The following is a 24,603-nucleotide window of genomic DNA, read 5'->3' on the forward strand; positions in this document are numbered from 1 at the left end:
CGCGCGCGCGGCGGGGCACCCCGACCGACCCGAACGGCGTGCCGGCGCGCATCCACCGGGAGGGCTGCGCCGCGCGCGGACGTCGGCGCGGCGTGCGGGTGGGCGCGCGCCGTGACACCCCGGCGGGACCCTGGTCCGGCTCGTCGTCGGCGCCGGGTGGCACCATCGCGGCATGACGCACGCCGATGACGCCGGTCGACACCTCGCGCAGGACGGGACGCAGGACGGGAAGCAGGCCGGCACCGCCGCCGGCGGTGCGCTGCCGCGCAGCACCCCGGAGGAGCAGGGCGTGGACCCGCGGGCGTTGGCCGCGCTGGTCGCGACGCTCGCGGGCGGTCCGCCCGAGCAGGAACTGCGCTCGCTCGTCGTCGTCCGGCACGGTCACGTGGTCGCGGAGGGTGGCCGCGCGCCGTACGCCACGGACCGCCCGCACGCGCTGTACTCGCTGAGCAAGACGTTCACGGCGACCGCGGTGGGCCTGGCGGTCGACGAGGGGCTGTTCGGGCTGGACGACCTCGTCGTCGACCTCGCACCGCAGGACGCCCCGACGAGCGGGCTGTCCGACGAGGAGCGCGCGCGGCTCGGCCGGCTCACGGTGCGTGACCTGCTGACGATGCGCTCGGGTCACGACACGGACCCCTCGGAGGCGGTGTTCCCGGCGCACCGGTGGGTCGCCCGGTTCCTCGAGCTGCCGCTGGCGCACGAGCCCGGGACGCACTTCGTCTACAACACGGCCGCCACGGCGGTGCTCGCGGCCCTGGTCGAGCGGGCGGCGGGTGTGGGGCTGCTGGAGTACCTGCGGCCCCGGCTCCTGGACCCGCTGGGCTTCGGGCCGGCGACGTGGGAGCTGTCGCCGGAGGGGCACGCGACGGGAGGCTTCGGGCTGTCGGCGGGGATGCGGGACGTCGCGAGCTTCGGCGAGCTGCTGCTGCGGGACGGCGTGCACCGCGGTCAGCGTCTGCTGCCCGAGGGGTGGGTCGCGCTCGCGTCGCAGGCCCACGTCCCGCCGGGGACGGCGCCGGGCGACGAGCGCAGCGACTGGGCGCAGGGGTACGGCTTCCAGATGTGGCGCTCGCGCCACGGGTACCGCGGGGACGGCGCGTTCGGCCAGTACTGCCTGGTGCTGCCCGAGCACGACGTGGTCGTGGCGATGTCGTCGGCGGTGCGCGACCTGCAGGTGCCGCTCGATGCGGTGTGGGAGCACCTGCTTCCCGCGTGCGGCGACGCTCCCCTCGCGCCGGACGACGACGGCCGGGCCGCGCTGGCCGACGCGTTCGCGGGACTGCGGGTCACGTGGCCGCAGGGTGAGCCGACGTCACCCCTCGCGGCACGTCTGGACGGCCGCCGCGTGCTGTTCGACCCGAACCCGCTCGGCGTCACGCACGCGAGCGTCACGGTCGGCGACGAGAGCGACCGGATCGACGTACGCCTCGAGTCCGAGCCGGTCGCGCTGAGCGTCGGGCACGGCGAGCCGGTCGTCGGCGAGCTGCCGCCGCGGTACCCCGGCATGCCCGGACCGGAGCCGGTCGCGGCGCACGCGGTGTGGACCGCGCGCGACGAGTACGTCGTCACCGTGCGCGCGCTCGAGGACACCCCGGTGCTCACGGTGACCGTGCGGGTCACGGGCGACGTGGTCGAGGCGACGCCGACGCTCAACGTGTCGTTCGGCCCGACCGAGCTGGCGACCCTGCGTGGTGTGCTGGCCGAACGCGCCTGACAGGATGGCGGCCATGCAGCACCTGGTCGTGATGGGAGTCGCCGGTTCCGGAAAGACGACGGTCGCCGTCCTGCTCGCCGAGCGGCTCGGCTGGACGTTCGCGGAGGCTGACGACTTCCACCCCGAGGCGAACGTCGCGCTCATGGCGGCGGGCACTCCGCTGACCGACGAGGACCGCGCGCCGTGGCTCACGTCGATCGCGGACTGGCTCGCGCAGCGGGACGCCGAGGGCGTGAGCACGGTGATCACGTGCTCGGCGCTGCGGCGTGCGTACCGCGACGTGCTGCGTACCGGGGGTGGTCGCGTGCGGTTCGTGCACCTCGCGGGGGACCCGCAGGTCATCGCGGTGCGCATGGCGGCGCGCACCGACCACTTCATGCCGCCGTCGCTCCTGCCGTCGCAGCTCGCGACGCTCGAGCCGCTGGAGGACGACGAGGACGGCGTGGTCGTGCCGATCGGCACGCCGCCCGAGCAGGTCGTGGACGAGGCGTTGCGCGCGCTGGGGCTCGCCGCGGCGCACTGACGCCGCCCCGCCCGAACGAGGCGAGGCGAGGCGGGCGAGGCGCCCGCGCCGGCCGTCAGTGTGCGGGCGGTGCCGTGCTCTCGCGCACGACCAGCTCGGTCGCGAGGTCGATCCGCAGGTTCGCCGGCGTGGACCCGCCCGCGATCTGCAGGAGCATCCGTGCGGCGGTCGCCGCCATCTCCTGCAGCGGCTGGCACACGGTGGTCAGCCCGGGCTGGACCCACTCGGTCACGGGCAGGTCGTCGTACCCGACGACCGACAGGTCGCGCGGCACGGACAGCCCGAGCTCGCGCGCGGCGCGCACGACGCCGAGCGCCTGGAAGTCGGCGCCCGCGAAGATGGCGGTCGGCCGGTCCTCGCGGCTGAGCAGCTCGCGGCCGTGCTTGTAACCGCCGTCGACGAAGAAGTTGCCGTAGCGGACCAGGTCCGGGTCGAACGGCAGACCGGCCTCGTCGAGCGCGGAGCGGTAGCCGTCGATGCGCGCGCGCGAGCACAGGACGTCGCGCGGGCCGGAGATCACGGCGATGCGGCGGTGGCCCAGGCCGAGCAGGTGGCGCGTCGCGGCGAGGCCGCCCGCCCAGTTGGCGGAGCCGACGACGGGCACGCCCGGGGGCTGCTCGCCCGCGGTGTCGACGACGACGAACGGGATCGAGCGCGACTTGAGCTGCGCGTGCTGCGCGGGGTCGAGCTCCGACTGCACGAAGATGACGCCCCGCGGCCGGCGCGCGAGCACGTCGTCGAGCCACTCCTGCGGCGGACGGTGCTCGCCGCCGAGCTCGGACAGCACGACGCCGATGCGCGCGGGCCCGGCGACGGTCTCGACTCCCTTGATGATCTGCAGCGCCCACGGCGAGTCGAGCTCGTGGAAGACGAGCTCGATGAGGCCCGAGCCGGTGCCCGACGAGGAACGCCGGCGCCGGTAGCCGTGGCGCTCGATGACCTCCTCGACGCGTGCGCGCGTCGCCGCGGCCACGTCGGCCCGCCCGTTGAGCACCTTCGACACGGTGGGCACGGAGACGCCGGCCTCGGCGGCGATCGCCGCGATCGTCGTCTGGCCGCGTCCGCTCTCGGCGCCGTCGCCGACAGCGGTGCCCGGCGCGGACGTGGTGGTCACCTCGTCCGGCTCGATCGTGGTCATCTCCGGGACGCCCTTCTGCTGGGCCGACACTTTCGAACGCGACGGTAGCACCGTGCGCGTCGGCGCCGGTGCGGGCTCGCGGGAGGACTCGGGCGCGTCGGCGCGCGCGTGCCGGCCTGCGAGGATGGGCGGGTGCTCCACCTGGTCTACTTCGAGCCGCGCATCCCGGGCAACACCGGCAGCGCCATCCGCCTGGCCGCGGGCACGGGCGCCACGCTGCACCTGGTCGAGCCGCTGGGCTTCGACCTCAGCGAGGCCAAGCTCAAGCGGGCCGGTCTGGACTACCACGACCTCGCGCACGTCGTCGTGCACCCGGACCTGGAGGCGATGCTGGACGCGCTGCCGGGGCGGGTGCTCGCGTTCACGACGCACGCCACGCGCTGGTACACGGACGTCGCCTACCGCGACGACGACGTGCTGCTGTTCGGCCCGGAGCCGACGGGCCTGCCCGACGACGTGCTCGCGCACCCGAGGATCACCGAGCAGGTGCGCATCCCGATGCTCGCGGGCCGCCGCTCGATGAACCTGACGAACGCGGCGGCGGTCGCGGCCTACGAGGCGTGGCGTCAGCTCGGCTTCCCGGGCGGCGCGTGATGGCCGGGGCGTCGCCGATCGAGAGCGTGGACCGTGCGCTGCAGGTGCTCACGACGCTCGCGGAGGCAGGGCCTCGCGGTCTGGTCCTCGCGGACCTCGCCGCGCGGCTCGGCGTGCACAAGACGACCGTGCACCGCACGCTCGCGGCGCTGCGGCTGCGCGACTTCGTGACGCAGGAGCCGGGTGGGGCGTACGCGCTGGGCGGCGCGGCGGTCGCGCTGGGGGAGACGTACCTGGCGGGTGACAACCTCGCGGTGCTGCTGCACCCCGCGCTCGTCGCGCTGTCGCGGGACGTCGCGGAGCTCGTCCACCTGGGGGTGCTGGTCGGCACCGAGGTCGTGTACCTCGACAAGGTGGAGCCGGACCGTCCGGTGCGCGTGTGGTCGCAGGTGGGGCGCACGGTCCCCGCGGCGCGCACGGCGCTCGGGCGCGCGCTGCTGGCGTTCCGCGGGACGGACCGCGCCGCGCTCGCGGGGTACGTCGCGCCGGGCGACGCGGAGCGCGTGTGGGCCGCGCTCGAGGGCGCACGGGCGACGGGTCGGGCGGTCGAGGACCAGGAGAACGAGCCGGGGATCGGGTGCGTGGCGGTGCCGGTGCTGCGCGGCGGTGCGCCGGTCGCCGCGGTGAGCGTGACCGCGCCGGTCGAGCGGCTCGGCGAGGAGCGGGTGGTCGAGGTGCACGCCCGGATGCGCGCCGTGCTGCCGCCGCTGCTGCCCGCCGGGCTGCACCTGCCCGCCTGAGCGGGCGGCCTCGCCGGGCTCGCCGCTCTCGTGGCAGGATGTTGCGCGTAGCGACACCGTCGTTTCGCCTACCGCAACGGAGCATCCGTGGACGTCCTCGTCGACCTCGCCCGGCACGTCCTGGTCCCCGTGGTCGTGGTCGACGACGCCGCCGACGCGCCCGCGCTCGGCGACGCGCTCGTCGCGGGCGGGCTGCCCGTCGCCGAGGTCACCTTCCGCACCGCAGCCGCACCGGACGCCATCCGCGCGCTCGCCGCGCGCGGCGACGTGCTCGTCGGCGCGGGGACGGTCCTGACGCCCCGCCAGGTCGACACGGCCGTCGCGGCCGGCGCGCGGTACGTCGTCGCGCCGGGCACGAGCCGCGCGGTCGTCGAGCGCTGCGCCGAGCACGGCGTCGCGGTGCTGCCCGGGGCCGTGACGGCCACCGAGGTGCAGGCGGCGCTCGAGCTCGGCGTCACGACCGTGAAGTTCTTCCCCGCGGGGACCAGCGGCGGCGCGGCCGCCATCGCCGCGCTCGCGGCCCCGTTCCGCGACGTGCGCTTCGTGCCCACGGGCGGCGTCGGACCCGGGAACCTGCACGAGTACCTCGCCCTGCCGTGCGTCACCGCGGTCGGCGGCTCCTGGATGGTGCCGCGTGACCTCGTCGCCGCACGCGCCCACCACGCGCTGCGCACGCTCGTCGCCGACGCCGTCGCGCTCGCCGACTCCCGACGACCGCGCGCGACCCGCTGACCGACCGCCCCAGGAGGACCCCGTGCCGCACACCCGGCTCGCGCTGCGCCCCGCCACCGCGACGCGCTACGACGTCGTCGCGCTCGGCGAGGTCATGCTGCGCCTCGACCCCGGCGAGGGGCGCATCCGTACCGCCCGGCAGCTGCGCGTGTGGGAGGGCGGCGGGGAGTACAACGTCGCGCGCGGCCTGCGCCGGGCGTTCGACCACCGTGCCGCGGTCGTCACGGCGCTCGCCGACAACGAGGTCGGGCGGCTGGTCGAGGACCTCATGCTGACCGGCGGGGTCGACACGAGCCTCGTGCGGTGGGTCCCGTACGACGGCGTGGGGCGCGACGTGCGCAACGGTCTCAACTTCACCGAGCGCGGGTTCGGCGTGCGCGGCGCGGTCGGCGTGAGCGACCGCGGCCACACCGCGGCGTCGCAGCTGCGGGCCGACGACGTGGACTGGGACCACCTGTTCGGCGAGCTCGGCGTGCGCTGGCTGCACACCGGCGGGATCTACGCCGCGCTCTCGCCGACCTCGGCCGAGACCGTGCTCGCCGCCGTGCAGGCGGCCCGGCGCCACGGCACGGTCGTCTCGTACGACCTCAACTACCGGCCGTCGCTGTGGCGGTCGATCGGGGGGCAGGCCCGCGCGCAGGAGGTCAACCGGGCGGTCGCGCCGTTCGTCGACGTCATGCTCGGCAACGAGGAGGACTTCACCGCGGCGCTCGGGTTCGAGGTCGAGGGCGTCGACGCGTCGCTCGCGCACCTCGAGGTCGACGCGTTCGCCGCCATGATCGAGCGGGTCGCCGCGGCCTACCCGGGCCTGGCGGTGATCGCGACGACGCTGCGCACGGTCCGCTCCGCGACCGTGAACGACTGGGGCGCGATCGCGTGGTCGCGCGCCGAGGGGCTCGTGCAGGCCACGTACCGCGAGCGCCTCGAGATCCTCGACCGCGTGGGCGGTGGCGACTCGTTCGCGTCCGGCCTGGTCCACGGGCTGCTGGAGGGTCTGCCGCTGGCGACGGCGGTGGAGTACGGCGCCGCGCACGGCGCGCTCGCGATGACGACCCCCGGCGACACGTCGATGGTCACCGAGGCCGAGGTCCTCAGGCTCGCGGGCGGGGGCTCGGCGCGCGTCGACCGCTGACGCCGCTGCCTCGGCGGTGCCCGGCCCGGCGCACGGGGCATCCGAAGGGTGGACACGGCTGCCGGTGGCGGGGGCCTGCGGGACTACGGTAGCGTCGTTCCGTGACACGGGGTGCCGCACTGCGCGGCTGAGATCACACCCGTCGAACCTGATCTAGGTAGCACTAGCGAAGGGATGTCGCGCATGACCCGCATGCGTCCGCACCGCACGCCCCCGCCCGCGAGCCCACCCGGCGAGCGCACGCCGCTGCGCACGTAGCCCCGCGCCCCGACGACGCTCTCGCGTCCGTGCGGGGCATCCCATCACCGCCCGTCGGTGCAGCGACCGCTGCAGCCCGCGCCGCCCGCGAGCGGCGGGCCTGCCGCCACGTCGGCACCGAGGGGTGGGTCCTGCGCGCGTCCGTCGTCCGGGGGCGCGTCGTCGTGCGTGCGGCGGTCGTCGCACGCGTTCGGTCGGTCGTATTTGGAGGTGTCGATGGTGCGGTTGCGGGGACGTGCGTGGGGGGTCGGGGTCGTCGTCGGGGTGGCGCTCGCCGTCGGGGGGTGCGCCGGCGGCTCGTCGGCCGACGACGGGCGCACGCGGGTACGGTTCGCGCTCGACTGGACGCCCAACACCAACCACACCGGGTTGTACGTGGCGCTCGCGCGGGGCTGGTTCGCGGACGCCGGGCTCGACGTGCAGGTGCTGCCGTACAGCGACACCGCACCCGACCAGCTCGTCGACGCGGGCGCGGCGGAGGCCGGGATCAGCACGCACGACTCGTCGCTGATCGCGCAGGCCGGGGGCGCCGACGTGGTCGCGGTGATGGCCGTGCTCCAGCACTGGGCGACCGCGATCGGGGTGCGCGCCGACGACGCGCGCATCACCCGCCCGCGGGACCTGGACGGCCGCGTGTACGCGGGCTTCGGCTCGCCCGGCGAGGTCCCGCTGCTGCAGGAGGTGATCCGCGCCGACGGCGGCACGGGCGACTTCACGACGGTGGTGCTCGGCTCGTCGGCGTACGAGGCGCTGTACGCCGGGAAGGCGGACTTCACCATCCCGTACGTCGCGTGGGAGGGCGTCGAGGCCGAGCGCGCTGGGACACCGATGCGCTACCTCGAGTACACCGACTTCGGGTTCCCGGACGCCTACGCGGTCGTGGTCGACGCCTCGCGGCGGTGGGTCGCCGACGAGCCTGAGGCGGCGCGCGCGTTCGTCGGGGCGCTGCGCCGCGGGTACGCGTGGGCCGCGGAGCATCCCGACGAGGCCGCCGCGCTGCTCGTGGAGCAGAACCCCGACGCGTTCGGCGACCCCGAGCTCGTGACGCGCAGCCAGCGCATGCTGTCCGCCGACTGGTTGCGCGCCGCGGACGGCTCGGTCGGCACCATGACGCTCGAGCAGGTCGCGGGGTACGGGGACTTCCTGTTCGACGCGGGGATCCTCGCGGGGCCGGATGGCGAGCCCCTCGCGCAGCGTCCGGACTGGTCGACGACGTTCACGACCAGCCTGCTGGGGTCCCCGTGACGCGCCGCGCCGCCGAACGCGCGCTACCCGTGACCGTGGTGCTCGTCGTGCTCGGGGCGGGGTGGCACCTCGCGGCGCTCACGGTCGCCAACCCGCGCCTCCTGCCGACCCCCTCCCGCGTGGTCGAGCAGGCGTGGGCGCAGCGCGACGTGCTCGCGGAGCACACCGCCGCGACGCTCGGCGTGACCGCCGCGGGCTTCGCGGTCTCGGTCGTGGTCGCGTGGGCGCTCGCGCTGCTGGTCGACCTGGTCCCGGGCCTCGGACGCGGGGTCGTGCCGGTGCTCGTCGCCTCGCAGACGATCCCCGTCGTGGCGCTCGCGCCCCTCGTCGTGCTGTGGTTCGGGTTCGGGCTGCTCCCCAAGGTGCTCGTCGTGACGCTCGTGACGTTCTTCCCGCTCGTCGTCGGGCTCGTCGAGGGGCTGCGTGCGGCGGGTCCGGGCGCGACCGCGCTGCTGACGAGTATGGGTGCCTCGCGCTGGCAGCAGCTGCGCTGGGTGCGGCTGCCCGGCGCGCTGCCGCGGTTCTTCACGGCGCTGCGCATCGCGGTGACGTACGCCGTCGTCGGGGCCGTCTTCGCCGAGTACGTGGGCGCGGTGCGCGGCCTGGGGACGTACATGAACATGCAGCGCGCGGCGTTCCGGACCGACCTGGTGCTCGCGGCCGTCGCGCTGTGCGCGCTGGTCAGCGTGGTGCTGTACGGCCTGACCTGGGCGCTCGAACGGGCCGTCGTGCCGTGGGCGCACCCCCGGGCGGTGGCCCGTGCGTGACTTCTTCGAGGTGCGGGACGTGCACGTCATGCGCAGCGGCGCGCACGGGCCGCTGCCGGTGCTCGGCGGTGTGGACCTGCGTGTCGGCCGCGGCGAGCTGGTGTGCGTCGTCGGGCCCAGCGGGTGCGGCAAGAGCACGCTGCTCGGGGTCGTCGCGGGGCTGCTGCGCCCCGCGCGCGGACGCGTGCTGCTCGCCGGGCGCGACGTCACCGGCACCCCCGCGCACACCGCGTACATGCCGCAGCAGGATCTGCTGTTCGCGTGGCACACCGTGCTCGACGGCGTCGCGCTCGGCCTGCGCGTCCAGCGCGTCGGGCGGCGGGAGGCGCGCGCCCGTGCACGTGACGTGCTCGCGGAGTTCGGGCTCGAGGCGTTCGCCGACGCACGGCCCGACGAGCTGTCCGGCGGCATGCGCCAGCGCGCCGCGCTCGCGCGCACCGTGCTCCAGGGCCGCGACGTCGTGCTGCTCGACGAGCCGTTCGGCGCGCTCGACGCGCTCACCCGGCTCGACGCGCAGCGCTGGCTCGCCGCGACCTGGCGCGCGCACCGCTGGACGGGCCTGCTCGTCACGCACGACGTGGGCGAGGCCGTCACGCTGGGCGACCGGGTGCTGCGGCTGTCCGGCCGGCCCGCGGTGGTCGCGCAGGAGGTCGCGGTCGACGAGCCGCGGCCGCGCACGCCCGGCGTGCCCGACGAGCGCGTCGTACGGACGGTCCTGGCCGGCCTCGGCGTCGTGCCCGACGAGCGTGCGCCCGACGAGCGTGAGCCCGACGAGCGTGCCCCCGGCCTGCCGGTGCGGCTCCCGTGAGGCCGCCGCCCGCCGCGGTGCGCCCCTGGCTGAGCACGCTCGCGCTGATCGCCGGGTGGGCCGCGGTGTGCGCGAGCGGCCGGGTGGACCCGCACGTGCTGCCCGCCCCCGGCGCGGTGCTGCGCGCAGCGCGGGACCTCACGCTCGACGGCTCGCTGCCCGCCGCGCTCGCGGTGAGCGGCACGCGCGTCGCGGTCGGGGCGGGCGCGGGGGTCGCGGTGGGGCTGCTGCTCGGGGTGCTCGCGGGGCTGTCGGCAGTGGCGCATGACGTGGTCGACCGGCCGCTGCAGGCGGTCCGCGCGGTCCCGTTCACGGCCGTGACCCCGCTGCTCGTCGTGTGGGTCGGGCTCGGCGAGCCGCCGAGGCTGCTGCTCGTCGCGGTCGCGGCGCTCGTGCCGACGTACCTGGCGACCGTCGGCGGCGTGCGCGGCGTCGACCCCCGGCTGCGCGAGCTGGCGGCCGCCCACGGTCTGGGCCGACGTCGCACCGCGACGCGCGTGCTGCTGCCCGCGGCCCTGCCCGCCGTGCTGGTCGGGCTGCGCCTCGCGCTCGGCACGGCGTGGGTCGCGCTCGTCGTCGCGGAGAGCGTCAACGCGTCCGCGGGCGTGGGCGCGTTGCTGACCGACGCGCGGACGTACGCGCGCACGGACGTCGTCCTGCTGTGCGTGCTCGTGTACGCCGCGCTCGGTCTGCTCACGGACGCCCTCGTGCGCGCGCTCGAGCGTGCGCTGCTCGTCCCGGTCCCCGCCGGGCCGACCGCGCGGCCCGCGCCACCCGCTCTCTCCGTCCCAGACCCCGCCGTCCCCGTCCCCGTCGTCGGCCACCCGTCCACCACCCCCGGAGGTCCGCACCCATGAGCCGTCACCGTCCCCTCGTCGCCGTGCTGCTCGCGGCCGCCCTCGCCGGGTGCGCCGCGACCGCGGACGGCACGCCGACGAGCACCCCGACGAGCGCGCACGACCGACCGGTCCGCGTCGGCGTCCTCACGACGCAGAACCTCCTGACCCTCGCGGCCGGCGACGGCACGCTGCACCGCGCGCTCGACCGCGCCGGAGCGCACGCCGAGGTCAGCGAGCCGTTCGCGGCGTTCGCGCCTGCGGCCGAGGCGATGGCGGCCGGCCGGGTCGACGTCACGTCCGGCTCGACCACGGCTGTCGTCGCGGCGCTGGCCGGCGACCCGGACCTCGTCGTCGTCGCGGTCGAGCGCACCGACGGCGACACCCAGGGGATCGTCGCGACGCGCGCGAGCGGCATCGAGACCCTCGACGACCTCGCGGGCCGGTCCGTCGCCGTCAACCGGGGCGGCACGGGCGAGTACCTGCTGCGCCTCGCGCTGCGCCGCGCGGGACTGCGTCCGCAGGACGTCGAGACCGTGTACCTGGCGCCGCCCGACGCGGCGGCGGCGTTCGCCGCGGGGCGGGTGGACGCGTGGGCGACGTGGGACCAGTACCTCGTCTCGGCGCAGGTCGACGGCGCGCGCACGGTGGCCCTCGCGCGTGACCTGGGCTCCGACAACGCGACCGTGCACGTCGCGCGGCGCGCGTTCGTCGACGCGCACCCGCAGGCGGTGCGGGCGCTCGTCGACGCGCTCGCGGACGAGGCGGACGCGCTCGCGGTGGACCCGACGCCGCTCGCGGACGCGTACCGCGCCGCGGGGGCGTCGGACGCGGTGGTCGAGGGGCTGAGCGCGCTGCGCACGCCGCGCCTCGTCCCCGCCGACGACGCGTTCGCGGCCGAGCTCGCGCGCGTGGCCGACCTGTACGTCGAGGAGGGCCTGCTCGCGGAGCCGGTCGACGTGTCGCGCGCGTGGCACGACGTGCGCGGGTGACGGTGCGCGTGCGCGGGCTGCGCCGCGCGTACGCCGACGGCCGGCACGTGCTCACCGGGCTGGACCTCGACGTGGGGGCGGGCGAGCTCGTCGCGGTCGTCGGGCGCAGCGGGTGCGGCAAGACGACGCTGCTGCGCGCGCTCGCGGGCCTGGACCGCGACGCGCACGCCGACGAGCTGGTGCGGCCGGACCGCGTGGCGGTGGTGTTCCAGGAGCCGCGTCTCCTGCCGTGGGAGCGCACGTGGCGCACGGTCCTGCTCGCGGACGAGCCGGTGCGCCGCGCCGACCGGCCGCGCGCCGTGGCGGCGTTGGCGCGCGTCGGGCTCGCGGACCGGGCCGACCAGCGTGCGGGCACCCTGAGCGGGGGGCAGGCGCAGCGGGTCGCGCTGGCCCGCGCGCTCGCGCGCGACCCGGACCTGCTGCTGCTCGACGAGCCGTTCGCGGCGCTCGACGCGCTCACCCGACGCGAGGCGCACGCGCTGCTGCGCGAGGTGCGCGCGCAGCGGCCCGTGGCGACGGTCCTGGTGACGCACGACGTGGACGAGGCGTCGGCGCTGGCCGACCGGGTCCTGGTGCTGCGCGACGGGCGCCTGGACCGTGGCGTCCGTCCCGGACCGGGCGCGGCCGAGGCGCTGCTGACCGCGCTCGGCGTGGTGCGACCGGCCGCGCACGCAGCGGCGGGGGCGCTCGCGGCTCAGTGACCGGGGAACGCCCGCAGCGCGGAGGCGACCGCGGAGCGGAACCCGACGTGCTCCGCGAGGTCCGCGCCGAACACCGGCTCGACGCGCAGCAACCGGTCCGCGAGCCCGTCACGAGGGCCCGCTGCCGCGTCCGCGAGCGTCGCGGCCAGCGGGTCGTCGAGCGGCACCTGCTGCCCGGCGACGACGAGCGTGCCGGACGTCGCGGCGCGCACGTACGCCATCCAGGCGGCGACGACGAGCGCCGCGTGCTCGGGCACCGCGCCCGCCGCCAGGCGGTCGCGCACCGTACCCAGCAGGCGCTGCGGCAGCTTGACCGACCCGTCCATGGCGACCTGCATGGTGGTGTGCCCGGTCGCGGGGTTCGCGAACCGGTCCAGCAGGGAGTCCCGGTACGCGACCAGGTCCGCGCCGTCCGGGGCGTCGAGCGTCGGCAGCACGTCGGTGTCGGTGAAGGCGCGCGCCCACGCGCGCAGCTCGTCGTCCTCGACGGCCTGCGCGATCGTCGCGTGGCCGCGCAGCGCACCCGCGTACGCGAGCAGCGAGTGCGTCGCGTTGAGCAGCCGCAGCTTGGCGCGCTCGTACGGCTCGACGTCCGCGGTGAGCGTCGCACCCGCCTCCTCCCACGCGGGCCGCGGACCGGCGAACGCGTCCTCGAGCACCCACTGCGTCCACGGCTCGCCGACCACGAGCGCCTCGTCGGTCAGCCCGAGCAGCCGCTGTGCGCGCTCGCGGTGCGCCGCGGTCGTGGCGGGGACGATCCGGTCGACCATGGTCGACGGGAAGCGCACGGACCGCTCGACCCAGGCGCGCAGGTCCTCGTCGCCGACCGCGCCCAGCAGGTCCTCGACCACGCCGGCCAGCACGCGACCGTTCCCGGTGAGGTTGTCGCAGCACACGACCGTGAGCGGCCCGGCGTCCGCGCGGCGCCTGCGGTCGAGCGCACGCACCAGCAGTCCCGTGGCCGAGCGGGCGGCGGTGTCGCCGCGGTCCCGCAGCGCGGCGAGGTCGGCGAGCACACCCTCGTCGGACAGGTCCGCGCGCCCGTCCGCGCCCAGCCGGTAGCCCTTCTCGGTGACCGTCAGCGTCACCACGTGGGTGTCCGGCGACGCGACCGTGGTGAGCACGTGCGCGGTGCCGGGCCCCGTCGGGCCCGGGAACACGGCCTCGCGCAACGCGGCCACGACGCGCAGGTCCTCACGCCCGCGGTCGAGCGTCAGCACGCCGTAGAGCCCGTCCTGCGGCGCCACCTGGTCCACCACGCGCGCGGAACGCTGCGTGACCCCGAGGACGCCCCAGCGGTCGTCACCCGTGGCGGCGGCGGCGTCCTCGGTGAGCACCGCCTGGTGCGCGCGGTGGAAGGCACCGAGACCCAGGTGGACGATCCCGGTCCGCGCCGGGACCAGGGGCGGGCCGCTGACACCGGGCCGGGGGAGGGCCGCGGCGAGCGTGGCGCGGGACAGACGGTCGGTCACGTGGGTGGCCTCTCGCGGGGGTGCGGGTCCAGGCGGGGCACTCGCGTGCCCGAGCCGTGTCGCGCCCGATTCCATCACGGCGCCCTCCCGGAGGAAACCGCCTACCGCCTGCCGCGCCGCGAGGCCCGTCCCCTACTCTCGTCCGCATGGCCGGACCCGTGACGCTGAGCGACGTCGCCCGTGAGGCAGGCGTCTCGCTCGCGACCGCCTCCCGCGCGATCAACGGCAGCCCCACGCGCACCGTCGGGCCCGAGCTGCGCACGCGCGTCCTGGCCGCCGCCGAGCGTCTGCGCTACTCGCCGGACGCGAACGCGCAGGCCATGGCGCGCGGCCGCACCACGTCGGTCGGGCTCGTCGTGCACGACATCGCCGACCCGTACTTCTCGACGATCGCGCGCGGCGTCGCGCACGCCGCCGGACGGGCGGGGCTCCAGGTGATCCTCGCGAGCACCGAGCAGGACCCGCTGCGCGAGGTCGAGCTCGTCGGGCTGCTGCGGCGCCAGCGGGCGCGCGCGATCGTCATCGCCGGGTGGCGGTACGACGACGAGGCGAGCACGAGCGCGCTGCGCGCCGCGCTCGACGAGTACGTCGCCTCGGGCGGTGCCGCCGCGGTCGTCGGGCAGCCCGTGCCCGGCACCCACACGGTGCGCGTCGCCGACGCGGACGGCGCCCGGGCGCTCGCCCGGGCCGTGGTCGAGCGCGGCTACCGGGACGTCGCGGTGCTGGGCGGCCCCGCGGAGCACCTGACCGGGCGCGAGCGGCGTGAGGCGTTCTGCGCCGAGCTCGAGGCGCTCGGCGCCCGGGTGCCCGCCGAGCGTGTGCTCACCGGTGGGCCGGACCACGCGGGCGGCGCGGAGGCCATGGCACGCCTGCTCGCGTCCGGCGCGCGCCCGCAGCTCGTCTTCGCCGTGACCGACGTCATGGCCCTCGGGGCGCTCGCGGCGTGCCGCGCCGCGGGCCTCGTCGTGCCCGACGACCTCGCGCTCGCCGGGTTCGGTGACATCACCACGCTGCGGGACGTGGTCCCCGGCCTGACGACGGTGCGCATCCCGCTCGAGGAGGTCGGTGCGGCGGCCGTGCGGCTGGTGCTCGAGGCGGGACCGGACGCGGCCGTGGCCGGCGCGCCGCGCGTCGTCGAGGTCGCGACCGAGGTCGTCCTGCGCGAGTCCACGCCGCCCCGGACGTGACGGCCGGGGCCACGCGCGTCGTCGGATAGCGTGCAGACGCACCGTCCGACGAGAGGAACCGCCCGCATGGCCACCGAGCCCGCCTACCGTGCCGACGAGACGCGCTACGACACGATGACGTACCGACGCGTCGGGCGCTCCGGGCTGCAGCTGCCCGCGCTCTCGCTCGGGCTGTGGCACAACTTCGGGCACGGCACGCCGTTCGAGACGCAGCGCGCCGTGCTGCGACGCGCGTTCGACCTGGGGATCACGCACCTCGACCTCGCGAACAACTACGGCCCGCCGTACGGCTCCGCCGAGGAGAACGTCGGCCGGGTGCTCGCGACCGACCTGCGGCCGTACCGCGACGAGCTCGTCGTCTCGACCAAGGCGGGCTACGACATGTGGCCCGGCCCGTACGGCGACGGCGGGTCGCGCAAGTACCTGCTCGCGTCGCTCGACCAGTCCCTCGTCCGGATGGGTCTGGACTACGTCGACATCTTCTACTCGCACCGCATGGACCCGCACACGCCGCTCGAGGAGACGATGGGCGCGCTGCACACCGCGGTCACGTCGGGGCGCGCGCTGTACGCCGGGATCTCCAACTACACGCCGTCGGCGACGCGCGAGGCCGCCCGGATCCTCGCGGACCTCGGCACGCCGCTGCTCATCCACCAGCCGAGCTACTCGATGTTCAACCGGCACGTCGAGCAGGTCGCGGACGGCCAGAGCGAGACGCTGCTCGACGCGGTCGGGGACCTGGGCGTCGGCATGATCGTGTTCTCGCCGCTGCAGCAGGGCCTGCTCACCGGGCGCTACCTGTCCGGGTCGGTGCCCGCCGGCTCGCGCGCGTCCGTCGGCCACTTCCTGACGGCGGACGCGATCTCGCCGACCTACCTCGAGCGGGCCCGCGCGCTCGCCGCGATCGCCGAGGGCCGCGGGCAGTCGCTCGCGCAGCTCGCGCTGTCCTGGGTCCTGCGGGACGACCGCGTCACCTCGGCGCTCGTCGGGGCGTCGTCGGTCGCGCAGCTCGAGGACGACGTCGCGGCGCTCGCGGCCCCGCCCCTGACCGACGACGAGGTCGCGGCGATCGAGCCGTTCGCGGTCGACGGCACGCACGCAGGCGCCTGAGTGGCGACGCCCGAGTTCATCCTCGCGCTGCGGGAGAAGATCGGCACCGACCCGCTGTGGCTCACGGGCGTCACCGCGGTCGTCGTGCGCGACGTGCCGGGCTCGTCGTCCCGCGAGGTGCTGCTGGTGCGCCGCGCCGACAACGGCGCGTGGACTCCCGTGACGGGCATCGTCGACCCGGGTGAGGAGCCCGCGGTCGCGGCGGCGCGCGAGGTGCTCGAGGAGGCCGCGGTGCACGCGCGCGCGGTGCGCCTCGCGCTGGTCGAGGTCATCGCGCCCATGACGTACGCGAACGGCGACCAGGCGCAGTACCTCGACCTCGTGTTCCTGCTGGAGTGGACGGGCGGCGAGCCGCACCCGGCCGACGGCGAGAACCTCGAGGCCGCGTGGTTCGCGCTCGACGCGCTGCCGCCGCTGTCGGCGTCGATGCGCGACCGCCTCGACGCGGCGCTGGCGGACGAGGTGGCGACCCGGTTCCGCACGGCTCCCGCGGCCGTGCTGCCGCAGGCCGCGGGCGGTGACCGCCGCGAGGCGCGCCCCGCGTCCGACGAGCGCGTGCTCACGCGCGTGGCGGTGCGCCGCGCGGACCCGCGGGACGCCGCCGCCCTCACGCGGCTGCGCCGCGTCATGCTCGCCGCGATGGACGTGCCGGGCTCCGACGAGACGGCGTGGCAGGACGCGTGCACGCGGTGGTTCGCGCAGCGCCTCGCGGCGGGGACCGTCGTGGCGTTCGTCGTCGACGGGGAGGCGGCCGACGGGACCAGCGGACCGGTCGCGTGCGCCGTCGGTGACTTCCAGGACCACGCGCCCGAGCCGTGGAACCCGTCGGGCCGGCGCGGGCACGTGTTCAACGTGTCGACCGAGCCCGCGCACCGGCGCCGCGGCTACGCACGCGCGTGCGTCATGACGCTCATGCGGTGGTTCCACGACGAGACCGAGGTGACGCGGGTCGGGCTGTCCGCGACACCCGACGGACGCGCGATGTACGAGCACCTGGGGTTCGCCGAGCCGTTCGGGCGCGAGCTGGTCTGGCGCATCGCGCGCTGACCGGCCCGACGAGGCACCCCGACCCGCGTCACGAGCCGAGCAGCACGTCGCCCCCGTCGACGGTCACGCGGTAGACCCGCAGGTCCCGCGGGTCCTTGCCGACCGGGTCCAGGCACTGCCCGGTCTCGAGGTCCCACACCTGCTTGTGCATGGGCGAGGTGAGCGTGGGCCGCCCGCCGCGGTCCCCGACGATGCCGCGGGACAGGACGTTCGCGCCGCTGAACGGGTCACGCTGCTGCACCGCGAGCACGCGGTCGTCGGCCAGACGGAACACCGCGACGGGCACCGACCCGCCCAGGAGCACGCCTGCGCCCCGCTCCGGCGTGAGGGCGTCGAGCGTGCACACCCGCTCGGCCACGGCGGTCGTCGCCCGGCCCTCCGGCGGCGCGGCCACGACCTCGAGCGGCAGCGGCACCCGCTGCCCGCGGCGCGGGACGTACGCGAGGTCGGGGTCCGTGCGCTCGGGCGCGTTGAGGTAGGGCGTGAACTGCGCGACCTTCGCGGGGTCGTCGAGGGTCGCGCGCCACTCGTCGACGTACCCGGCGACGTGCCGCTCGATCTCGGCCTCGAGCTCGGCCGCGACGCCGTCGCGGTCCTCGACGACGACGGCGCGCAGCGCCGCCATGCCGCCCGGGTACGCCGCGACCCACGGCGCGGTGCGCTGGAGGCGGTCGGCGGAGCGGATGTACAGGGCGAGGAACCGGTCGATCACGCGCACGAGCGTGTCGTCGTCGAGGTCCTCCGCGAGGAGCTCGGCGTGCCGGGGCGTGAACCCGCCGTTGCCGCCCACGTACACGTTCCAGCCCTGCGCGGTCGCGATGACGCCCACGTCCTTGCCGCGCGCCTCGGCGCACTCGCGCGCGCAGCCCGAGACGCCGACCTTGAACTTGTGCGGGCTGCGCAGCCCGCGGTAGCGCAGCTCGAGCCGCACGGCCATGGACGACGAGTCCTGCACGCCGAACCGGCACCACGTCGAGCCCACGCACGTCTTGACCGCTCGCAGCGACTTGCCGTACGCCTGCCCGGACTCGAAGCCCGCCTCCACCAGCCGCCGCCAGATCTCCGGGAGCTGGTCCTGGCGCGCGCCGAACATGCCGAGCCGCTGCGCGCCGGTGACGCGCGTGAACAGCCCGAAGTCCGCGGCGACCTGCGCGAACGCGAGCAGCTTGTCGGGCGTGACCTCACCGCCCGGCATGCGCGGCACCACGGAGTACGTGCCGTCCTTCTGGAGGTTCGCGAGCAGGTGGTCGTTGGTGTCCTGCAGCGCCGCCTGGTCGGGCTGCAGCACGTGCCCCACGCCGAGCGAGGACAGGATCGAGGCGACCACGGGCCGGCAGATCGCGCAGCCGCGGCCCGTGCCGTGCGCCGCGACGATCTCGCTGAAGGTCCGCTCCGCGCCCGCGCGCACCAGCGCGAACAGCTCGGCGCGCGGCATCGCGAAGTGCTCGCACATCGCGTTCGACACCGCGACGCCCGCCTGCTCGAGCGAGCGGTTGACGATCGTCGTCACCATCGGCACGCACGAGCCGCAGACCGTGCCGGCGCGCGTGCACGTCTTGACCTCGCCGACCGAGCGGCAGCCGTGCTCGGTGACCGCGCCGCGGATCGTGCCCGCGGTGACGTTGGCGCACGAGCAGACCACGACGTCGTCGGGCACCTCGAGCGTCGCGGGCGCACCGCCCTCGGGTGCGAGGAACGCGGACGGGTCGGCGCCGAGCGCGCGGCCCAGCAGCGGGCGCAGAGACGAGTACAGCGCGATGTCGCCGACGAACACGCCGCCGAGCAGCGTGCGCGCGTCGTCGGACACCACGAGCTTGCGGTACGTGCGCGCGACGGGGTCCGCGAACGTCACCTCGAGCGCGCCGGGGGTCAGGGCGAGCACGTCGCCGAAGCTCGCGGCCTCGACGCCCACACCCTTGAGCTTGGTGCCGTCCGCGGGCCGCACGTACGTCGTCGTGCCGCCGAACAGCTGGTCGACGACCACGTCCGCCATCGTGTTGCCCGGCGCGACGAGGCCCGCGCACTCGCCGTCGTGCGACGCGCACTCGCCGATCGCCCACACGCGCGGGTCGGACGAGCGGCACGTCGGGCCGACGAGCACGCCACCGCGCTCGCCGATGCCCAGCCCCGACTCGCGCGCGAGGCGGTCGCGCGGGCGGATGCCGGTGGAGAACACCACGACGTCCGCGTCCAGCACCTCGCCGGTCGACAGCTCGAGCGAGGCGACCGTGCCGTCCGGCCCGGCGAGCACACGGGACGCCGCGGTCGTCGTGCGCACGTCGATGCCCGTGTCCCGGACCAGGACACGCAACGCCTCGCCGCCGCCCGCGTCGAGCTGCACCGCCATGAGCCGGTCCGCGAACTCGACGACCGTCGCGCTCGCGCCCAGGTTCTGCAGCGCGGCGGCGGCCTCGAGCCCGAGCACCCCACCGCCCACGACGACGCCCCGGACCGGGCGGCCGAGCTCCGCGCGGCGGCGCGCGACCCAACCGGTGATGGCGTTGATGTCGTCGAGCGTGCGGTACGCCAGGACGCCGGGCAGGTCGGCGCCGTCGGTGCGCGGCACCCACGGCCACGAGCCGGTCGCGAGCACCAGGTCGTCGTACGCGACGACCCGGCCCGAGCGCGTCGTGACGGTCTGCGCGTCGCGGTCGAGGGTCGCGACCGCGTCGCCCGTGACGAGCTCGACGCGCTCGTCGTCCCACACCGACGGGTCGAGCGTGAGGTCCTCGACGCTCGCGCCCGTGATCGCGTCGGACAGGTGGACGCGGTCGTACGGCGCGTACGGCTCGTCGCCGACGACCGTCAGCTGCCACCCCCCGCCGCGCGCGACCATCTGCTCCGCGAACCGGTGCGCCACCATGCCGGCCCCGACGACGACCACGCGCCCGGGCTCCTGCTGCTCCCTCATGCGGCCATTTTCGACGACGGGGGTCGTGCTTATCGGGCCGTACGGCCCACGTGGACGCACAGTGTCCACGGGCCCGCTGTGAGGTCGCCGGACGCGGTGCGCGGCCGGGTCCTGGACCACCGCGTCCGGACGCCGCCCGGGTTGTCTAGGCTCGTCCCGGGCTCGACGACCAGCGCACCCGGCGCGGCGGCCCGGCAGAGCGGGGAGATCATGGGTTTCTTCACCAAGGACGTCACGGGACCGCAGGAGGGCCTCGCGCCGCTCAGCCGCGACCGGATCACCGCGAGCCTCGACGCGCGCGAGCTGAACTACGGCATCGACGACGACGGTGACGTCGGCGGCGTCTGGGACGGCCACCTGTTCTACTTCTTCGTCCTGGGCCAGAAGGGCGAGTACCTGCAGACCCGCGGCCGCTGGAACCGGGTGATCGGCGTCGAGCACCTCGACGAGGTCACGCGCGTCGTCAACGCGTGGAACGCGGACCGGCTGTGGCCCAAGGGGTACGTGCGCGTCGAGGACGACGTGCTCGGCGTCTACGCGGAGCACACCGTCGACTACGAGCACGGCGTGAGCGACGCGCAGGTCGACCTGCACCTCGCGTGCGCGATCTCGACGAGCCTGCAGCTGTTCGAGCACCTCGACGAGAAGTACCCCGAGCAGGCCGCGGCCGCGCGGGCCCAGCAGGAGGCGGCCGAGCAGGAGCAGGGCGGCGCGTGAGCGAGGACCTCACCGCCGCGGGTCGTGCCTTCCAGGTCGACCTGCGCGGCGTGGTCGACCTGCTCGCCCGGCACCTGTACTCCGGCCCGCGCGTCTACGTGCGCGAGCTGCTGCAGAACGGCGTCGACGCGATCACGGCCCGGCGCCTGCACGACGCGGACGCCCCGGCCCGGGTGCGGCTGCGCCCCGGGCCGGGCGGCACGCTCGAGGTCACGGACACCGGGATCGGGCTCACGCCCGCGCAGGCGACCGAGCTGCTGGCGACCGTCGGCCGCTCGTCGAAGCGTGACCTCGACCTCGGGCTGGGCCGCGAGGAGTTCCTCGGGCAGTTCGGCATCGGCCTGCTGTCCGCGTTCATGGTGGCCGACGAGATCGAGCTCGTCTCCCGCTCCGCGGTCGAGACCGACGAGCCGCCCGTGCGCTGGGTGGGGTACGCCGACGGCCGCTACGACCTGACGGTGCTGCCGCGCGACGCGGACGTGCCCGCCGGGTCGACCGTGCGGCTGCGCGCGCGCCGCGACGCCGAGCACTGGCTGTCGGCCGACACGGTGGTCGCCCTCGCCCAGGAGTTCGGCAGCCTGCTGCCCGTGGACGTCGCGGTCGAGGTGCCGTTGCCCGACGTCACGGGCGGCGCGCCCGCCACCGCGTGGCGGCGGGTCTCCGAGCCGTCCCTGCCGTGGCTCGCGACCTACCCCGACGAGGCCGCGCGCACCGCCGCGCTCGCGGCGTACTGCGAGCGGACGCTGGGCTTCACGCCGCTCGCGCACATCGACCTGTCGGTGCCCCTGGCCGGGCTGACCGGGGTCGCGTTCGTGCTGCCCACCGCGGTCCCGCCCGGGGCCGGCAGCCGCCACCGCGTCTACCTCAAGCGCATGCTGCTCGGCACGCACGTCGACGACCTGCTGCCCGAGTGGGCGTTCTTCGTCCGGTGCGTGGTCGACACGAGCGTGCTGCGCCCCACCGCGTCACGCGAGCAGCTCTACGGCGACGAGCTGCTGCTCGCGACCCAGGAGGCGCTCGCCGCCCAGGTGCGCGCGTGGACCGTCGCGGCGCTGACGGCGTCGTCGACCGGCCTCGCGGGCTCGTCGGACCCCGACCTCACCGCCGCCGCGGGCATGCCGCCCGCGACGACCCGACGCATCGTCTCCACCCACCACCTCGCGCTGCGCTCGCTCGCGACCACGGACGACGAGGTGCTCGACCTCGTCGCGCAGGTCCTGCCGTTCGAGACCACCGACGGCGCGACGACCCTCGCGCAGGTCCGCGCGGACGTCGGCGAGGTGCTGCACACCACGCGCGTCGAGGACTTCCGCCGCGTCGCCCCCGTCGCGCGCGCACAGGGCATGACGGTCGTCAACGCGGGTTACGTGTACGACGACGAGCTGCTCGCCCGGCTCGCGCTGCGCCCCGGCTGGCAGGTCCGTGAGCTGCGCGCGCAGGACGTCGCGCAGGTGCTCGGCGCCGTCGAGCCGCACCGAGAGCTCGAGGTGCTCGACCAGGTGCAGGCCGCCGCCGCGGTGGTCCGGCCGCTCGACTGCGCGCTCGTCCTGCGCAGCTTCGAGCCCGCCGAGGTCCCCGCGGTGCTCCTGCAGGACCGCGACGGCGAGCACCAGCAGGACGTGCGTCGCACCGTCGCCGCGCAGGACGACCTGTGGGGCGGCGTCCTCGCGGGGTTCGTCAGCGGCGAGGACGAGCCCGCCCGCCGGCTCGTCGTGAACGACGCGAACCCCACCGTGCGGCGGCTGCTCGCCGCCGACCCGGCCGACCCGGTGCTCGTCGCGGGCGTCCGGTCGATGTACGTCACCGCCGTGCTGCTCGCGGGCGAGCCGCTGCGCGCGCGTGAGGCCGAGCTGATGAACGACGCCATGAGCGTGCTGCTCGAGGCGGGGCTGACGCGGCCCGGTGCCGCCCTGCCCGACGAGACCCAGGAGGACGTGTGACGCGCTCGACCGACGAGGCGAACCGGGAGATCTCCCGCGTGCGCAAGATGCCGTACGGCATCGCCCGCACGCAGGCCGCCGAGCAGCAGGTGCGGCTGGTCGAGGCCGAGGGGCCCGACGAGGTCCGCGCGTACGCGCTCAACGTGCTCGTCCAGTCGTTCGTCTGGGGCGGCGAGGTCGAGCGCGCGTACCTGCCGTTCACCAAGGCGGTGCGCTGGTACGACGAGCACCCGGAGCACTTCGACGCCGAGGACACCCACGGGTTGTTCTGGTCGTTCAAGTGGATGGTCGGGCACCTGTCGGACTTCCCCGACATCCCCGCGGAGCAGATCGAGGCGACGCTCGCCGACATGGAGCGCCGCTACGCGCTCGCGGGCCTCGGGCGGGACGCCGTCGCGTTCGAGGCCTTCGGGTGGGCGCGCCTGCGCGGCTCCGACGACGTCGACGCGCTCTACGAGGAGTGGGTCCGCACACCGCGCGACGACTACTCGCAGTGCCGCGCGTGCGACCCGGGCGACCGCGCGTCGTACCTCGTCGCGCGCGGCGACCACGACGAGGCCGTGCGGCTCATCCAGCAGACCCTGGACTCGGGTGTCACGTGCGCGACCGAGCCGGCCGACATGCTCTCGACGCTCGCGCTCGTGCACCTCGACGCGGGCCGGGCCGACGAGGCCGTCGCCGCGCACCGGCGCGCCGTTGCGGCGCTCGCGGGCTCGCCCTCCGACATGACCGGCGCCCGCGGCGCACGGTTCGTCCTGCTGGCGCGCGGCGGCCAGACCCGCCGCGCGCTGCGTGCCCTGACCGAGGACGCGCACCTGCTGCTCGCGGCGGACACCCCGAACGCCCGGTTCGACTTCCTCACCGACGTCGTGGCCGGCACCGCGGCCCTGCTGCCCGGGGCCGGTGCGGAGCCGGTCGCGTTCGAGGGCGTGGCCGCGTCCGACGTCGCCGGGCTGCACGCGTGGTGCTTCACGGAGGCGGCCGCGCTCGCGGCGGCCTTCGACGCGCGCAACGGCACCGACCGGTTCGCCCGGCGGCTCGCCGAGGCCCGCGAGACCCGACCCGCCGACGTGACGCTCGACCTCGCGGTCATCCCGACGGGCGCGGCGGCGCGGCCCGTCCGGCCCGCCCCCGAGGTCGTCCTGACCGACGCGGGCGCCGGCCCGCTCGGCGCCGACCCCACGTCGCTGCCCGGCGGTCTGCTCGACGGCTCCGGGCTCGTCACCGCCGTCGAGTCCGGCCCGGACCGTGCCGAGCGGCTCGTCCGCGAGGGCGACCTCGTCGCCGCCGCCGCCGTGTGGCTCGAGGAGTCCGCGTCCGCCGAGGCCGCCGGCCTTCTGGCCGACTCCGGGCTCGCGCTGGCCGAGGCCGCGCGCTGCGCGCAGGAGGCGGGCGACGACGAGGGCGCCGCGGCCACCTACCCCGCCGCGGTGGCCCGGATGCGCGCCGGGGGAGTGGGCGTCGAGGTGGTCACGACCGTCGTCGTCGCGTGGGCGCCCGTCGCGGCCGCGACCGGCGGCGCGCAGGCCGTCCTCGCGGCCGTCGACGCGCTGCTCGCGGAGCTCGACGCGTCGGACGGGGCCGGCGCCGACGCGGGTGCGCCCGCGGACACCGGTGCCGAGGTCGCCGGGGCGGGCCTGGCCGAGCGCCGCGAGGCGGTCCGGCGCCGGGCGCGCGCCGACCTCGACGACACCGCGGCCCGGGTCCTGGCGTCCACGGGCTCCGAGCGCGCCGCCGAGGCCGCCGCACGCGCCACCCGCGCCGCGGAGGCGTACGCCGGTGCCGGGCACGTCGCCGACGCCGCGCACGCGTTCTGGCTCGCGGGCCGCCTGCACGACGGCCTGGGCCAGGTCGACGACGCGGTGTGGAACCTGGAGTCCGCGGTCGAGGGCTTCTCGATCGCGCACCAGGCCGCTCCTCGCGGCGAGGCGGCCTCCGCCCTGGTCTCGGTGCTCCGAGCCGCGGGCCGCGACGACCGCGCCGAAGAGGTCCTCCGCACCCTCACCCGCTGACCCCGCCGCTTCCGCCCCGCCGGG

General features: G+C 76.3%; 21 protein-coding genes and 1 riboswitch. Of the genes, 18 read left to right on the plus strand and 3 right to left on the minus strand.

What is annotated here, in order from left to right; translation table 11 throughout:
* Positions 1-172 precede the first annotated feature (172 nt).
* Both CUD01_RS09870 and CUD01_RS09875 read left to right on the plus strand, forming a co-directional pair.
* Positions 173-1,717 (plus strand): serine hydrolase domain-containing protein, encoded by a 1,545-nt coding sequence (locus CUD01_RS09870; protein WP_141320706.1) that lies wholly within the window; start codon positions 173-175, stop codon positions 1,715-1,717.
* A gap of 13 nt (positions 1,718-1,730) precedes the next feature.
* Positions 1,731-2,240, plus strand: coding sequence for a gluconokinase (locus tag CUD01_RS09875; protein ID WP_141320708.1), 510 nt, complete (start codon positions 1,731-1,733; stop codon positions 2,238-2,240).
* A 55-nt stretch (positions 2,241-2,295) separates the two neighbouring features.
* Here the strand turns inward: CUD01_RS09875 and CUD01_RS09880 are convergent, their stop codons facing one another.
* Entirely contained in the window at positions 2,296-3,408 is a 1,113-nt protein-coding gene (locus CUD01_RS09880; RefSeq protein WP_244937737.1) for a LacI family DNA-binding transcriptional regulator, read from the minus strand.
* Between the two features lie 102 nt (positions 3,409-3,510).
* Between CUD01_RS09880 and CUD01_RS09885 the strand changes: the two genes are divergently transcribed.
* The 10 genes from CUD01_RS09885 (at position 3,511) to CUD01_RS09930 (ending at position 12,183) form a co-directional block, all read left to right on the plus strand.
* Positions 3,511-3,972: a tRNA (cytidine(34)-2'-O)-methyltransferase gene (locus CUD01_RS09885; RefSeq protein WP_141320711.1), complete on the plus strand. Its 462-nt coding sequence runs from the start codon at positions 3,511-3,513 to the stop codon at positions 3,970-3,972.
* Between the two features lie 26 nt (positions 3,973-3,998).
* Positions 3,999-4,712, plus strand: a complete 714-nt coding sequence (locus CUD01_RS09890; protein WP_244937738.1) for an IclR family transcriptional regulator — start codon at positions 3,999-4,001, stop codon at positions 4,710-4,712.
* Positions 4,713-4,799: 87 nt separating this feature from the next.
* Complete coding sequence (gene eda / locus CUD01_RS09895) at positions 4,800-5,444, plus strand: bifunctional 4-hydroxy-2-oxoglutarate aldolase/2-dehydro-3-deoxy-phosphogluconate aldolase (protein WP_141320716.1); 645 nt, start codon at positions 4,800-4,802, stop codon at positions 5,442-5,444.
* Between the two features lie 22 nt (positions 5,445-5,466).
* Positions 5,467-6,576 carry a sugar kinase gene (locus CUD01_RS09900; RefSeq protein ID WP_141320720.1) on the plus strand — a complete coding sequence of 370 codons (1,110 nt, stop codon included), beginning with the start codon at positions 5,467-5,469 and terminating at the stop codon, positions 6,574-6,576.
* Positions 6,577-6,673: 97 nt separating this feature from the next.
* A riboswitch (TPP riboswitch) is annotated at positions 6,674-6,768 on the plus strand.
* 282 nt (positions 6,769-7,050) lie between these two features.
* The gene (locus CUD01_RS09905; RefSeq protein WP_141320723.1) at positions 7,051-8,079 is read left to right on the plus strand and encodes an ABC transporter substrate-binding protein; all 1,029 of its coding nucleotides are present in this window, start codon (positions 7,051-7,053) and stop codon (positions 8,077-8,079) included.
* Entirely contained in the window at positions 8,076-8,846 is a 771-nt protein-coding gene (locus tag CUD01_RS09910; protein WP_141320725.1) for an ABC transporter permease, read from the plus strand. The genes CUD01_RS09905 and CUD01_RS09910 overlap by 4 nt, the downstream gene beginning before the upstream one ends.
* Positions 8,839-9,654, plus strand: coding sequence for an ABC transporter ATP-binding protein (locus CUD01_RS09915; protein WP_244937739.1), 816 nt, complete (start codon positions 8,839-8,841; stop codon positions 9,652-9,654). The genes CUD01_RS09910 and CUD01_RS09915 overlap by 8 nt, the downstream gene beginning before the upstream one ends.
* Positions 9,651-10,511 carry an ABC transporter permease gene (locus CUD01_RS09920; protein ID WP_141320727.1) on the plus strand — a complete coding sequence of 287 codons (861 nt, stop codon included), beginning with the start codon at positions 9,651-9,653 and terminating at the stop codon, positions 10,509-10,511. The genes CUD01_RS09915 and CUD01_RS09920 overlap by 4 nt, the downstream gene beginning before the upstream one ends.
* A complete protein-coding gene (locus tag CUD01_RS09925; protein ID WP_141320729.1) occupies positions 10,508-11,482 on the plus strand; it encodes an ABC transporter substrate-binding protein in 975 nt (324 codons plus the stop codon). Before CUD01_RS09920 ends, CUD01_RS09925 begins: the two co-directional genes overlap by 4 nt.
* Entirely contained in the window at positions 11,461-12,183 is a 723-nt protein-coding gene (locus tag CUD01_RS09930) for an ABC transporter ATP-binding protein (protein ID WP_141320731.1), read from the plus strand. Before CUD01_RS09925 ends, CUD01_RS09930 begins: the two co-directional genes overlap by 22 nt.
* On the opposite strand, the gene CUD01_RS09935 is transcribed toward CUD01_RS09930, so the two are convergent.
* The gene (locus CUD01_RS09935; RefSeq protein WP_218023852.1) at positions 12,177-13,655 is read right to left on the minus strand and encodes a mannitol dehydrogenase family protein; all 1,479 of its coding nucleotides are present in this window, start codon (positions 13,653-13,655) and stop codon (positions 12,177-12,179) included. The genes CUD01_RS09930 and CUD01_RS09935 overlap by 7 nt on opposite strands.
* A 146-nt stretch (positions 13,656-13,801) precedes the next feature.
* Between CUD01_RS09935 and CUD01_RS09940 the strand changes: the two genes are divergently transcribed.
* The 3 genes from CUD01_RS09940 to CUD01_RS17400 all read left to right on the plus strand — a co-directional run bounded on the left by CUD01_RS09940 (position 13,802) and on the right by CUD01_RS17400 (position 16,999).
* Entirely contained in the window at positions 13,802-14,842 is a 1,041-nt protein-coding gene (locus CUD01_RS09940) for a LacI family DNA-binding transcriptional regulator (RefSeq protein WP_141320735.1), read from the plus strand.
* A gap of 66 nt (positions 14,843-14,908) precedes the next feature.
* Complete coding sequence (locus CUD01_RS09945) at positions 14,909-15,952, plus strand: aldo/keto reductase (protein WP_141320737.1); 1,044 nt, start codon at positions 14,909-14,911, stop codon at positions 15,950-15,952.
* A complete protein-coding gene (locus CUD01_RS17400) occupies positions 15,953-16,999 on the plus strand; it encodes a GNAT family N-acetyltransferase (protein WP_141320739.1) in 1,047 nt (348 codons plus the stop codon).
* Between the two features lie 28 nt (positions 17,000-17,027).
* On the opposite strand, the gene nirB is transcribed toward CUD01_RS17400, so the two are convergent.
* On the minus strand, positions 17,028-19,910 hold the full coding sequence (gene nirB, locus CUD01_RS09955) for a nitrite reductase large subunit NirB (protein ID WP_141320741.1): 2,883 nt from the start codon (positions 19,908-19,910) through the stop codon (positions 17,028-17,030).
* A 78-nt stretch (positions 19,911-19,988) separates the two neighbouring features.
* Between nirB and CUD01_RS09960 the strand changes: the two genes are divergently transcribed.
* The 3 genes from CUD01_RS09960 to CUD01_RS09970 are packed head-to-tail and all read left to right on the plus strand — an operon-like array spanning position 19,989 to position 24,579.
* Positions 19,989-20,627 (plus strand): type III secretion system chaperone family protein, encoded by a 639-nt coding sequence (locus tag CUD01_RS09960; protein ID WP_244937740.1) that lies wholly within the window; start codon positions 19,989-19,991, stop codon positions 20,625-20,627.
* Entirely contained in the window at positions 20,624-22,567 is a 1,944-nt protein-coding gene (locus CUD01_RS09965) for an HSP90 family protein (protein WP_141320743.1), read from the plus strand. The genes CUD01_RS09960 and CUD01_RS09965 overlap by 4 nt, the downstream gene beginning before the upstream one ends.
* Positions 22,564-24,579 carry a hypothetical protein gene (locus tag CUD01_RS09970; protein ID WP_141320745.1) on the plus strand — a complete coding sequence of 672 codons (2,016 nt, stop codon included), beginning with the start codon at positions 22,564-22,566 and terminating at the stop codon, positions 24,577-24,579. Before CUD01_RS09965 ends, CUD01_RS09970 begins: the two co-directional genes overlap by 4 nt.
* Positions 24,580-24,603: the final 24 nt, after the last annotated feature.

The organism is Cellulomonas uda, from assembly GCF_006538705.1.
Lineage (GTDB): Bacteria > Actinomycetota > Actinomycetes > Actinomycetales > Cellulomonadaceae > Cellulomonas > Cellulomonas uda.

What these genes read in the sequence shown, in the direction of transcription:
- CUD01_RS09870 (WP_141320706.1), top strand. Translation starts at nt 173, where the DNA reads ATGACGCACGCCGATGACGCCGGTCGACACCTCGCGCAGGACGGGACG.
- CUD01_RS09905 (WP_141320723.1), top strand. Translation starts at nt 7,051, where the DNA reads ATGGTGCGGTTGCGGGGACGTGCGTGGGGGGTCGGGGTCGTCGTCGGG.
- CUD01_RS09875 (WP_141320708.1), top strand. Translation starts at nt 1,731, where the DNA reads ATGCAGCACCTGGTCGTGATGGGAGTCGCCGGTTCCGGAAAGACGACG.
- CUD01_RS09925 (WP_141320729.1), top strand. Translation starts at nt 10,508, where the DNA reads ATGAGCCGTCACCGTCCCCTCGTCGCCGTGCTGCTCGCGGCCGCCCTC.
- nirB (WP_141320741.1), bottom strand. Translation starts at nt 19,910, where the DNA reads ATGAGGGAGCAGCAGGAGCCCGGGCGCGTGGTCGTCGTCGGGGCCGGC.
- CUD01_RS09940 (WP_141320735.1), top strand. Translation starts at nt 13,802, where the DNA reads ATGGCCGGACCCGTGACGCTGAGCGACGTCGCCCGTGAGGCAGGCGTC.
- CUD01_RS09945 (WP_141320737.1), top strand. Translation starts at nt 14,909, where the DNA reads ATGGCCACCGAGCCCGCCTACCGTGCCGACGAGACGCGCTACGACACG.